This window comes from Xanthobacter sp. BG11Y11_SDJG (assembly GCF_057364445.1).
Window position 1 is genome coordinate 1 of record NZ_JBNFNU010000104.1, and the last position, 11,992, is coordinate 11,992.

Genomic DNA, 11,992 nt, shown 5'->3' on the forward strand with positions numbered 1-11,992 from the left:
CGCAGGCGCACCGCGGGCCGGGCCGCCAACGTGCGCCTTGCACCCGGCGATGCCCGCCGTGCCACCCGCGCGGGGCTCCCGGAGGTCTGAATGGCCCATGCGACCCTCCCGCTCTGTCATTCTTGTCCCGTCCTCAAAGGGGCGGTTGTGACGGACTATCATTCTTGCATGCAAAATGTGGGTGGAAAGCCTCTTTTCCCGCAGTCTGGAGCCGGATGGCGCCGCAGGGCCGGCACTTTGCAGAGCAAGGAAATTCTGCTGCAGCGCGAGGCCATGGTCCAGCCGCGAGGCCGAAGAGGCTTCGGATAAGCCCATTTTTGTATGCAATATAGGAAGATACCGGAGGTGGCGGGGTCCGGCCGGCGTCGTGCGGCCGGGCCAGCTCAGCGGCCGCTCCATTCCGGCTTGCGCTTCTCGAGGAAGGCACGCACGCCGTGCTGAAAGTCGGCGCTGCCGTAGGCGGCGCGCACCAGGTCCTCGCCCTCCGCCGTGGTCGCGGCGAGGATGCGGGCCACCGCCTCCTTGCCCACGCGCAGGGTGACCGGCGCGTGGGAGGCGAGACGCTCCAGAAGCGCCTCTGCGCGCGCGCCGATCTCGTCCGGCGGCACGATGGCACTGAGGAATCCGGCCGTCAGCGCCTCATCGGCGTCGAGCAGGTCGGCGAACATCAGCATGCGCTTCACGCGCCCCACGCCGAACTCGGCGATCAGGCGGCCATAGACCGCGGGCGTCAGGCAATTGCCCAGGGTGCGCGCGATCGGAATGCCGAAGCGGGATGCGGGGGTGGCGATGCGCAGGTCGCAGGCGGTGGCGATGGCGAGGCCGCCGCCCACGCACCAGCCCTCGATCACCGCCAGCGTCGGCATGGGCAGGCGCTCCACCGCGCCGATGAAGCGCGCCACCTTCTCCTCGTAGGCGAGGCCGTCCTCCGCCCCCGTGAAGTCCGCGAACTGGGCGATGTCGGTGCCGGCGATGAACGCCTTGCCTCCGGTGGCCGAGAACATCACGGCGCGGATGCCGTCCGCGGCAGCGATCTGCGCGCAGATCTCCGCGAGGCGCTCATACATGGTCCAAGTCATGGCATTGTGGGCGTGCGGCCGGTCGAACACCACCCGCGCGAGGGCGCCGTCGCGCCGGTAGTGGACCGAGCCCTGGTCGTCCGCGGCCGGCGCGCTCATGGCACCGGCACTCCCGCCGGCGCTGCAGCCGGCGTGTCCTGCGGCTCGGACATTCCGAGCTCGGCGAGGATTTCGCCGGTGTGCTCCCCCAGCAGCGGCGGCGGACGCCGCAGCTGCTGCGGCGTGTGGCTCAGCTTCACCGGGAAGCCCAGCAGCTTGATCGTCCCCTCGACGGGATGCTCCATCTCCACCACCAGATCGCGGGCCTTGGCCTGCTCGCTCGCAAGCGACTGGGCATAAGTGTAGATCGGCGCCGCCGGCACGCCCGCGGAGAGGAGCGCGTCCGCCCATTCCTCCGCGGTGCGGGCGGCAAACACCTGCTCGATCTCGGCAATCAGGGCAGGCCGGTTCGCGAGGCGATCGGCATTGGTGGCGAAGCGCGGATCCGCGGCGAGGTCCGGGCGCTCCATCACCGTGCACAGGCTCAGCCAGAGCTTCTGGTTCGCGGCGCCGACGACGAGGTAGCCGTCCTTCGCCTGCACCGCCTGATAGGGCGCGCTCATCCGGTTGGCGCTGCCGATCGGGCTCGGCACGTGGCCGGTGCCGAAATATTCCGCGGTCTCCCAGATGGAGAGCGCCGCCGCGGTCTCGTAGAGCGAGGCGTCGATATATTGCCCCCGCCCGGTGGTGTCCCGGCCGATGATCGCGCTCAGGATGGCGTAGACCGCGAACATGCCGGCGCCGAGATCGGCGATGGGAACGGTGTTCTTCACCGGCGGCAGGCCGGGCAGGCCGGTGGCGCTCATGACCCCCGACATGGCCTGGGCGATGAGGTCGAATCCCGGCCGCTGCGCCCATGGCCCGGTCTGGCCGAAGCCGGAAATGCTCGCATAGACGAGGCGCGGATTGATGGCCGCCAGGGTCGGATAGTCGATCTTCAGTCGCGCGGTCACGCCCGGGCGGTTGTTCTCCACCAGGATGTCGGCGGTGCGCACCAGCGCGTAGAACGCTTCGCGCGCGGTCGGTCTTCAGGTCGAGGGCGATGCTGCGCTTGTTGCGGTTGAGGGCGAGGAAGCCGCCGCTGTCGGCGCCCTTCAGGCGGAAGCCCATGGCGCGGCGCGTCTGGTCGCCCACCTCGGGCGGCTCGACCTTGATCACGTCGGCGCCCATGTCGGCCAGCAGCATGCAGCAGAACGGGCCGGCCATGACCTGGCTGACATCGAGCACGCGCAGCCGCTGGAGGGGCTGCGGCCCCGCGGGGGCCTCAGACGGCGCGGATGCGGCGGTGCTCATCGCGGACTCCTTGCGCTCACGGCTGCGCCTGTCGAAGCGATCATGGCGTCCTCCGCGATGGCCGGGCGGGAAACCGAAGGGCTTTGCCCGGCGCCATCCGATCGAGATTGCATACAAGATTTTGATCGTCAAGGCCGAACCGCGCCGGCGCGCGCCCGGCCCCGTGTTGCCAGCGGCCGGTCCCGTGCTTAACTAGGCCGCAGCGAGGAGGCGGCATGTTGGACGAGGCGAGTGCGCCGGGCGCGGAGGCGCCGGCAGGTGGCAGAAGGCGCGGCCAGCTGCACAGCGCTGCCGTGGAGGCGCTGCGCGGCATGATCGTGTCAAGCCGCCTTCCCCCCGGTGCGCCGCTGCGGGAAAAGGATCTGTGCGCCGAACTCGGGATTTCCCGCACGCCTCTGCGCGAGGCGATCCGCACGCTCGCGAGCGAGGGACTGGTGCGGCTTTCCCCCAACCGCAGCGCGGTCGTGACCGAGATCGACTTGGACGAGACGCGCGACCTGTTGGAGACCATCGGCCATCTGGAGGCGCTGGGCGGGCGCCTCGCCTGCGCCCGCGCCAGCGAGGCCGAGGTGCGCGAGATCCACGCCATGCACTACCGCATGATATCGTTCTATTTCGAGACCGATTTCACGAATTATCTGGACCTCAACCGCCGCATCCATCGCGCTATCGTCAGCGCGGCGCGCAATGCCTCGCTGCTCGAACTCTGGGACATCCTGGCGCCTCAGGTGGACCGCGCCCGCTCCATGACGAAGCTCTATCCCGAGCGATGGAAGTCCGCCGTGGCGGAGCATCAGGCCATGGTGGACGCCCTCGCCGCGCGCGACGGCGCGGCATTGTCGGCGGTCCTGAGCCAGCACTATCTGAACGGCCTCGCGGTGCTGGGCATGCCCCCCGCGCCCGACCTCAGCTAGGGCGCGGCGGACGCATTGCATACAAAATTGGGGGCTGCTATCCCTGCCGGTACCAGGGCGCGGGACGCGCGGGCGCCATCCCTCCGATCGCCTCGCCCGCCGTCCGACGGCAGCGGCTCGCGCGCCGGCAAGACCAGGATTAGGGGAAACGTACCCATGGCGATCATCAACTACATCACCACCGTGCAGTTCGATTTCGGCGCGCTGGCGCTGGCGCCGCAGGAATGCGCGCGGCTCGGCATCACCCGGCCGCTCATCGTCACCGATGCCGGCGTGCGCGCGGCGGGCCTCGTGGACCGGCTCGCGCTGCTGTTTCCCGAGCCCTCCGCGCTGAAGGTGTTCGACGCCACCCCGCCCAACCCCACCGAGGCGGCGGTCCGCGCCGGTGTCGCGGCCTACAAGGAGGGCGGCTGCGACGGCATCATCGCCATCGGCGGCGGCTCGCCCATCGACCTTGCCAAGGGCGTCGCCCTGCTCGCCACGCACGCCGGGGATCTCCTGCCCTACACCGCCATCGAGGGCGGCGTCGCGCGCATCACCCCCGCCGTGGCGCCGCTGATCGCCATCCCCACCACCGCCGGCACCGGCAGCGAGGTGGGACGCGGCGCCATCATCATCGTCGATGACGGGCGCAAGCTCGGCTTCCTCTCGCCGTACCTGGTGCCGAAGCTCGCCATCTGCGACCCCGAGCTGACCCTCGGCTTGCCGCCCCGCCTCACCGCCGCCACCGGCATGGACGCGATTTCGCACTGCATCGAGACCTTCCTCGCCTCCGCCTTCAACCCGCCGGCCGACGGCATCGCGCTCGACGGCCTCGCCCGCGGCTGGGCGCACATCGAGACAGCGGTGACCGACGGCAGCAACCGCGAGGCGCGCAAGCACATGCTGGCGGCCTCCATGCAGGGGGCGATGGCGTTCCAGAAGGGGCTCGGCTGCGTCCACAGCCTCAGCCACGCCATCGGCGGGCTCGATCCGCGCACCCATCACGGCACGCTCAACGCCATCCTCCTGCCGGTGGTGCTAGCGTTCAACGCCGAGGCGCCGAGCGTGAAGGCGGAGCACCGCATGGAGCGCATCGCCGGCGCCATCGGCGTCGCCGACCCGGCGGCGCTGCCGACGCGGTGCGCGCGCTCAACCGGCGCATCGGCCTGCCGGAGGGCCTCGCCGCCATCGGCATCGGCGCCGAGATGTCCCGCAGATCATCGAACGCGCGCGCGCCGACCACACCCACAAAACCAACCCGCGCGAGGCCAGCCCCGCCGATTACGAGGCCATGCTGCGCGCCTCGCTCTGACGGGGCGGCCTGTCGCTGGCCGGCTGCGGGGCCCGAAAGAGGGGCGCCTCTCCTGGGCCTCAGTCAAACGGGGATGCGGGCGCGGCGACGCGCCCGCTGCGGCATGGCACAAGCCCGCGAGGCCTTGCGTTTCAAGGCGTGGCGCGGTCGTCGCGCGCGGGGATCGCCCGAAGCGTGCGGCGCGGCATGGCCTGCATTGGCTGATTGTGACAGTATGCCGACGGCTCCGGGGGCGGGGTGTCGGGCGTTGGCGCGGCGGGCGAGCCGCTGCGCAATCAACCCGGAGCCCCCCATTGCCCGAGGATTACCAGCCGTTCGTGCGCGGCATCCTGCGCGTCGCACTCTATGCCGGCATCACCGCCTTCCTGTTCCTGCTCATGTATGTGGATGCCGTGACCACCGGCTCGTTCGGCGAGACCTCGCTGGTGGAGATCGCCCAGTCGGTCACCCTCCTCGTCATCACCGCGATCTTCGTTTCCTGCGCGCTCAGGATTTCCGCGCTCACGCGCTCCGCCTGGCTGCTGGCCACCTTCACCGCCGCCTCGCTGATCCGCGAAAACGACATCTGGCTCGACATGCTGCATGAGGAAGGCTGGCAGATCGCCGTCACGCCGGTGATCGCGGCGGGCCTCATCTACACGTGGCGGCACCGCGCGGCCTTCCTCGCCGAGCAGAGGGCGTTCACCGAGAGCACCGCGTTCGGCCTGTTCGTCGGCGCGCTGATGACGACCTATGTGTTCTCCCGCCTGTTCGGCATGGGCCGCTTCTGGCAGGCCGTGATGCAGGACGACTATCTGCGCCCCATCAAGGACATGAGCGAGGAGTGCCTGGAGCTGTTCGGCTATGGCCTGATGCTCTGCGCGGCGATCGAGTTCGTGGCGCTCGCCCGGCGCCTCGCCGCCGACAAGGGCAGCGGCGCCGCCGTGCCCCGCGCCGCCTGAGGCAACGGCCGGCCGGACGCCCAGACGCCCGGCCGGCCCGCCGCTCATTCCGGATCGTCGTCCTTGAACGCGCGGTAGCCGCTGGCCATGGCCGAGACCATGGACTGGCGGGACATGATGTCCTCGCGGATCACCGAGTAGACGTGGATGATGACGAACAGGATGATCACCCACATGCCCAGGTGATGCAGCGTGTGCACCTGCATGGAGCCGCCGAGCAGCGGGATCACCCAGCCGAACATCACGTCCTGCCACGAGCCCGGCCCGGCGCCCTCCGAATAGAGGGCGAAGCCGGTGACGATCATGAAGGCAAGGCCCACCACCATCACCCAGAACATGAAGAACTGGGCCAGCGGGTTGTGGCCGACGAACTTCAGCGGCCGGGGCTTCAGGAACGCGTACCACTGGATCTCGGTGAAGAAGCCGCGCCAGAAGTCCTTGCGCCAGAAGCGGAAGGTGAACAGCTCGCGCGACCACTGGTTGCCCATGAAGGCCCAGGCGATGCGCCCGAGGAAGGCGACCGCGAGGATGTAGCCGGCCGAGAAGTGCACGAAGCGGATGGTGCCCATCAGATAGTGCGCGCTCGCCTCGCCCGAGAGCGTCGGGAAGGGCGAGCCGATGAAGTAGCCGGTGACGCACAGCACCACGATGGAGAGCGCGTTCACCCAGTGCCACAGGCGCACCGGCGCCTCGTAGACATAGACGGTGGTGAGCTTGCGTCCGCCTGCCGCGGCCTTCGCCACGGCATCGGCGCCGGGTTTGGAGCGCGCGGGAGGGGCGGCACCGGAGAGCGACGTGTCGGTCATCTTCGCCTCCCTTCAGCGCACGGTGACGCGGGCGAGTTCCTCGCCCTCCGGGGACATCACATGGGTGGAACAGGCGAGGCATGGGTCGAACGAGTGCAGCGTGCGCAGGATCTCCACCGGCTCCTCGGGGCGCTGCATGGGCGTGTTCATGAGGGAAGCCTCGAACGCGCCGATATTGCCCTTGGGATCGCGCGGCCCGCCGTTCCAGGTGGTGGGCACCACGCACTGGTAGTTCTCGATCCGCCCGTCCTTGATCTTGATCCAGTGGCCGAGGCCGCCGCGCGGCGCCGCCACCGTACCCACCCCCTTGGCCTCCTTCGGCCAGGTGGCGGGGTCCCACTTCTCCATGTTGGCGGTCGAGGTGTCGCCGGCCTTGATGTTGGCGATCAGGTGGTCGAAGTCGTCCAGCATCATCGCCGCGCAGTAATGCGCCTCGAGCGCGCGGGCGAGGGTGCGACCGATGGTGGAGGGCAGCGCCTGCTTTGCGGTGAGGCTGGTGCCGGCGAGCGTGTTGAACGTGCCGAGCGCCTCGTCCACCTGCCCTTTCACATAGTCGACGCCCTGGGCGTAAGCGAGGATGTAGCGGGCGAGCGGACCCACCTCCACCGCATTGCCCTTCCAGCGCGGCGCCTTGATCCAGCTGTACTTGGCGTTCTCGTCCACCGCCTCGATATTGGTGCGGGTGCCCTTTGCGGCGGGGCCGAGCTTGTACTGCGGGTCGGTCACGCCGTCCCACGGGTGCAGGCCCACATCGTTCTTGCCCTCGCCGTAGGTGTACCAGGAGTGGGCGACGAACTCCTGCACCTGCGCCGGGTCGCGCGGGTCGATGGGGTGCACCTCGTCCCACTTGCCGTTGAGGATGACGCCGCCCGGCAGGCGGTCGGTCTTCTTCTGGCCCTGGATGGCTTCGTAGTCGCCATAGTCCATGACGTTCTGGCCGGATATGCCGCCGCCATAGAGCCAGCCCTTGTAGAAGGAGGCGATGGCGATCACGTCCGGCACATAGACGTTCTTGGAGAACTCGAACGCCTCCTGGAGCTTCAGCTTCACGAAGTTCAGCCGCTCCATGTTGAGCGGGGCGCCGGCGGCCATGTCGCCGTTCATGTTGATGGCGCAGGGCACGCCGCCCACCAGATAGTTCGGATGCGGGTTCTTGCCGCCGAAGATGGTGTGGACCTTGACGATCTCCTTCTGGAAGTCGAGCGCCTCCAGATAGTGCGTCACCGCCAGGAGGTCCGCTTCCGGCGGCAGCAGATAGGCCGGGTTGTCCCAGTAGCCGTTCTTGAAGATGCCGAGTTGGCCGCTCTCCACGAACTTCTTCAGCCTGTTCTGCACGTCGCGGAAATAGCCCGGCGACGACATGGGGTGGGCCGAGATGGACTGCTGGAGAACGCTGGTGGCCTTCGGGTCGGCCTTGAGCGCGTTCACCGGGTTCACCCAGTCGAGCGCGTGCAGGTGGTAGAAGTGGACCACGTGGTCGTGCCACTGCAGCACCTTGGCCATGATCTCGCGGATCAGGAAGGCGTTGTTGGGAATCTTGATGGCGAGCGCGTCTTCCACCGCGCGCACCGAGGTCAGCGCGTGGCAGCCGGTGCACACGCCGCAGATGCGTTCCACGAACGCCCAGGCGTCGCGCGGGTCGCGGCCCTTGAGGATCACTTCCAGCCCGCGCCACATGGTGCCGGTGGAGACCGCGTTGCGGATGACGTTGTTCGAATCCACATTCACCTCGCAGCGCATGTGGCCTTCGATGCGGGTGACCGGATCGACGACGATGCGCTTGCCGGAGGTGTCGAGGGAAAAGCCGTTCGGCGTCTGGATGGTCACTTGTCGCCTCCCTTATCGGCGCCGTTGTCCGTGTTCTTGTGTTGCGCGCGCTTGATCGCGGACACCGCGGCATGCACCGCCACCGCGCCGCCGACGACGCCGGCGGCGGCAAGGCCCACCTGGTCGGCATTGGCTTCCACGCCGAAGCCCGAGCCCTTGAGGTCGGCGAGGCGGGCGTACCAGGAGCCCTTGTCCCAGAAGCCGTCTTCCGAGCAGCCGATGCAGCCGTGGCCGGCCTGGATGGGGAAGGAGACGCCGTCGTTCCAGCGCACGGTGGAGCAGGCGTTGTAGGTGGTGGGGCCCTTGCAGCCGACCTTGTAGAGGCAGTAGCCCTTGCGCGCGCCCTCGTCGTCGAAATGCTCCACATACTGGCCGGCGTCGAAGTGCGGCCGGCGGTAGCATTTGTCGTGGATGCGCTGGGAATAGAACATCAGCGGCCGGCCCTGGCGGTCGAGCGCGGGCAACTGGCCGAAGGTGAGCATGTAGGTGATGACGCCGGTCATCACCTCGGCGATGGGCGGGCAGCCCGGCACCTTGATGATGGGCTTGTCGAAGATCACCTCGTGCACCGGGGTGGCGCGCGTCGGGTTCGGTCGCGCCGCCTGCACGCAGCCATAGGAGGCGCACGAGCCCCAGGAGATGATGGCGGCGGCGTCCTTCGCCACCTTCTTCAATTGGTCGACGAACGGCTTGCCGCCGATGATGCAATACATGCCATCCTCGTTCAGCGGCGGGTTGCCCTCCACCGCGAGGATGTAGTTGCCTTTGTACTTCTCCATCACCTCGTCGAGGATCGCTTCCGCCTGATGGCCGGCGGAGGCCATGAGGGTGTCGTCATAGTCGAGCGAGATCATCGACAGCACCACATCCTTCACCAGAGGATGGGCGGAGCGGATGAAGCTCTCCGAGCAGCAGGTGCATTCCAGCCCGTGCAGCCACAGCACCGGGGTGCGCGGCTTGGTCTCCATGGCATGGGCGATCTGCGGCGCGAATTCCGGCCCGAGGCCGAGCGCCGCGGCGGTGAGCGAACAGTATTTCAGGAACGAGCGGCGCGTGATGCCCTGCCGCCGCATGACTTCATAGAACGTCTCGAGGGCCATGATCCGGCGTCCCCCCTTGTGCTGGCCTCCCCGCCGGCGTCGAGGCCGGGGGATTGGGTGAGCAATGGCAAGGGGCGTGCCAGAGGGGGAGTGTGAGGGATTTCAGGGGGTTGGGTGGCTGGGTGCGGTGGATGGGGTGGATGGGGGGTGAGCGGTTTGGAGGGTGGGTGGAAAGGGGGTTATCGGGACGTGGTTCATGTTGGTGAGAATCGAAGGCGCCAACAACCGATCAGCGTTCGATTCCGAAAATCAATCGACCTTATACTCATGCGAAAAAAGCGCATGCGATCTTTTAATCACCATCAAGAATGTTAGAATAAAATGACTGTAAAAAATATTGAAATTGCTGCGGTTATACTATTATTAATTTCTAAAGAGTAAAATACCAAGAATGCTGCCAATGCGATGCAGCTTAAAGCTGTCAGATAAGATATATTGGAATTCAGTTCAGTCAGTATGATTCTTTTAATTTCGCGTTTTTCGCGCACCCGCTCTTCATCTCTATCATTTTCTTCGTGTTTCCATTGGCGTTGATAGATGGAAAATATAGCTACTTGTATATTGAGCAGAAGTGCCAAAAATATTCCATAAAATGTTATCGATAAATTATAATAATCGGACTTCATTGTGATTGAGAAATAAAAAGAGACAAATGATAATATTGTAGGAAGCCCATAAAATAGTATAAAATCAAACACGCTTCTAGTATTTGATCCATAATTATAGAATGTATTTATGTGATCACTAATATTATAAATATATTTATTTTCATCTCTTGGCTCCATTAATTGATTTGTATATGGAGTCTAGAATTGATTTTGTCTCATTTTTCATCGAATTAAATGTTGGGTGCCCATTTAGGCCTCTTTTTACCTGTCCAGTTAAGTCAATAACGCCAGCATCGCCGTGGGCGCCGAATAATCCAACCTTTCTCAATTTATTTCCGACTCGAATTTCGGCATATGCCTCTGAAAATTCAACGCCATCATAAATAAGCGCACTCTCGTCGGATTTTTTAAAGCGAGAATAGACATCTGATAGGGCGCCAAGGCTACTTTTTCTTTTTGCTGATATTGAAATCTCAAAATCGACAAGGCTCGTCCCGTCTGTCTCTATGTATGTATCAGTAACATCGTTCCCAGCATTTCTCTTTATAAGCTTTATGTTTTTGACAGGAGCTGCATTATATACAGACCCCTTCGAGTCGCTTGGAAGTAATTTTTTAAACGTAAGTATGTTGTTTGTTTTCTTTTCAAAGTCTTCCTGTATATCGGAAAATAAAATATTTATACAAGAGCGCCCCTGAAAAGATTGGAAGGCTGCAAGTGCGGTTCGATTGTCGCTAGATGTCCAAAATTCAAAATAGAGAGGTATTTCTTCCACATCAGTCACCGATCTTTATATTTTGGCTTTTGTTTTCCATCAACAAAATTGCTTTCAAATCCAAAGGTTCCATAATGTATATATCCTCGGCAGCATCCCGGCTTAGTTTCTTCTATCTTTTCGAAGTACCAGCTTCGTTCGACTGACTCTTTCTTGTTTTGTGTTTTGTTCTGATTAACGAAAGAGGCTATGTAAGATGGGACATCGATACCTGACTTTTTATCGACTAGAGGCAATGGAGTAGCATCCCTGCGGGGATGAGCCCCGATCTTATAAACTCTGAGCCCAATTGCGCTGACCATAATGCCGCCCTGATAAGCAGGTTCGATTCAGGGTTGGAATAATTGCTCGGATGCAACCTGCCTGCAAGGCCCACCCTCTTGCAACCCACCCCTCCCCCTGCCCTATAGCGCATGGGAGGTTGGCGCTGGTCGAGCCACGCGCCAACTTAGGTCAGGTCCGGAAGGATCAAGCCCCAACGCGCCCGGTCCCGGGTCTTCGTCCGGCGTCCCGTTCCATTCCCCCCATTGCGCCTGCATCCGCGGCCCATGGATGCTCCGATCAAGTCGGAGCATGACGGCGGTGCGGGTTTCCTGTGTTCCGCTGCTCCTTGAGCCGCCGCCGCCTTCGCCCCCCCCTCTGCCCCCTCCCCCCGTCGCCCTCCGGCTTGACCGGAGGGCCCATGCCGCGGCCGGGCGCGATGCGGGGAGGTGGCATGGATGCTCCGGTCAAGCCGGAGCATGACGGCGGTTTTGGGGGGCAACGCCCCGCTCGCCCAAGGGCGATCTCGTCGAAGAGGTCGCGCCCGTCGGGGTTGTCCTTCTCCACCAGGTCGATCTTCCGCTGCCGCAGCACGCCTTCAGCCGCTTCTCGCGCTGGATGGCAGCGGGTGCCGTGTCGTGGGTCTCGAACCAGACCAGGCGATGGACATGGTAGCGGCGGGTGAAGCCAGGGTCGGCGCCGAGCCGGTGCTCGAACACGCGGCGCGTCAGGTGGTTCGTCACGCCCACATAGAGCGTGCCGCGCGGCTTGCTGGCGAGGAGATAGACGAAATAGCGCCGCGCCATCGCTCGGCTCCGCTGCGGTTGCGTGCAGAATGACGGGGCGGCGGGTGGTTGGCCAGGCATGGATGCTCCGATCGCGCCGGAGCCCTCCCCCCGTCGCCCTCCGGCTTGACCGGAGGGCCCATGCGGCAGCCGGGCGTGATGCGGGGAGGTCCGATGGAGGCTCCGTCCAATCCGGAGCATGACGGCGGCTCTGCGGCGGCCGGCGGGATGGGTCCGGCCGCCGTCGGCCGGCGTCGCCCCCTCCCCCCG

The 11,992-nt window shown here is 64.8% G+C and carries 10 protein-coding genes and 1 pseudogene; 3 read left to right on the forward strand and 8 right to left on the reverse strand.

The genetic code is table 11. The features are described 5' to 3' along the window. Window positions 1-383: 383 nt before the first annotated feature. Together AC2W7M_RS10920 and AC2W7M_RS10925 are read right to left on the reverse strand one after the other, a co-directional pair. The gene (locus AC2W7M_RS10920) at window positions 384-1,178 is read right to left on the reverse strand and encodes an enoyl-CoA hydratase/isomerase family protein (protein ID WP_486132379.1); all 795 of its coding nucleotides are present in this window, start codon (window positions 1,176-1,178) and stop codon (window positions 384-386) included. After that, window positions 1,175-2,324: pseudogene (locus AC2W7M_RS10925) on the reverse strand (CaiB/BaiF CoA transferase family protein). Before AC2W7M_RS10925 ends, AC2W7M_RS10920 begins: the two are co-directional and overlap by 4 nt. Between AC2W7M_RS10925 and AC2W7M_RS10930 the strand changes: the two are divergent. From AC2W7M_RS10930 to AC2W7M_RS10940, 3 genes are all read left to right on the forward strand, one after another. Next, window positions 2,227-2,607 carry a hypothetical protein gene (locus AC2W7M_RS10930; RefSeq protein ID WP_486132396.1) on the forward strand — a complete coding sequence of 127 codons (381 nt, stop codon included), beginning with the start codon at window positions 2,227-2,229 and terminating at the stop codon, window positions 2,605-2,607. The pseudogene AC2W7M_RS10925 and the gene AC2W7M_RS10930 overlap by 98 nt on opposite strands. A 19-nt stretch (window positions 2,608-2,626) precedes the next feature. After that, complete coding sequence (locus AC2W7M_RS10935) at window positions 2,627-3,325, forward strand: GntR family transcriptional regulator (RefSeq protein WP_486132381.1); 699 nt, start codon at window positions 2,627-2,629, stop codon at window positions 3,323-3,325. 156 nt (window positions 3,326-3,481) lie between these two features. Continuing rightward, a complete protein-coding gene (locus tag AC2W7M_RS10940; protein WP_486132383.1) occupies window positions 3,482-5,560 on the forward strand; it encodes an iron-containing alcohol dehydrogenase in 2,079 nt (692 codons plus the stop codon). A gap of 44 nt (window positions 5,561-5,604) precedes the next feature. Here AC2W7M_RS10940 and cybH read toward each other — a convergent pair whose 3' ends face one another. From cybH to AC2W7M_RS10970, 6 genes are all read right to left on the reverse strand, one after another. Continuing rightward, on the reverse strand, window positions 5,605-6,366 hold the full coding sequence (gene cybH, locus AC2W7M_RS10945) for a Ni/Fe-hydrogenase, b-type cytochrome subunit (protein ID WP_486132385.1): 762 nt from the start codon (window positions 6,364-6,366) through the stop codon (window positions 5,605-5,607). A gap of 12 nt (window positions 6,367-6,378) precedes the next feature. Further along, complete coding sequence (locus AC2W7M_RS10950; protein WP_486132387.1) at window positions 6,379-8,193, reverse strand: nickel-dependent hydrogenase large subunit; 1,815 nt, start codon at window positions 8,191-8,193, stop codon at window positions 6,379-6,381. Beyond that, window positions 8,190-9,296, reverse strand: a complete 1,107-nt coding sequence (locus tag AC2W7M_RS10955) for a hydrogenase small subunit (protein WP_486132394.1) — start codon at window positions 9,294-9,296, stop codon at window positions 8,190-8,192. The genes AC2W7M_RS10950 and AC2W7M_RS10955 overlap by 4 nt, the downstream gene beginning before the upstream one ends. Before the next feature lie 308 nt (window positions 9,297-9,604). Further along, window positions 9,605-9,871, reverse strand: coding sequence for a hypothetical protein (locus tag AC2W7M_RS10960; RefSeq protein ID WP_486132389.1), 267 nt, complete (start codon window positions 9,869-9,871; stop codon window positions 9,605-9,607). 190 nt (window positions 9,872-10,061) lie between these two features. Further along, complete coding sequence (locus tag AC2W7M_RS10965) at window positions 10,062-10,685, reverse strand: hypothetical protein (RefSeq protein WP_486132390.1); 624 nt, start codon at window positions 10,683-10,685, stop codon at window positions 10,062-10,064. 719 nt (window positions 10,686-11,404) lie between these two features. After that, window positions 11,405-11,743 carry a GIY-YIG nuclease family protein gene (locus tag AC2W7M_RS10970; protein ID WP_486132392.1) on the reverse strand — a complete coding sequence of 113 codons (339 nt, stop codon included), beginning with the start codon at window positions 11,741-11,743 and terminating at the stop codon, window positions 11,405-11,407. Between the last annotated feature and the right edge of the window lie 249 nt (window positions 11,744-11,992).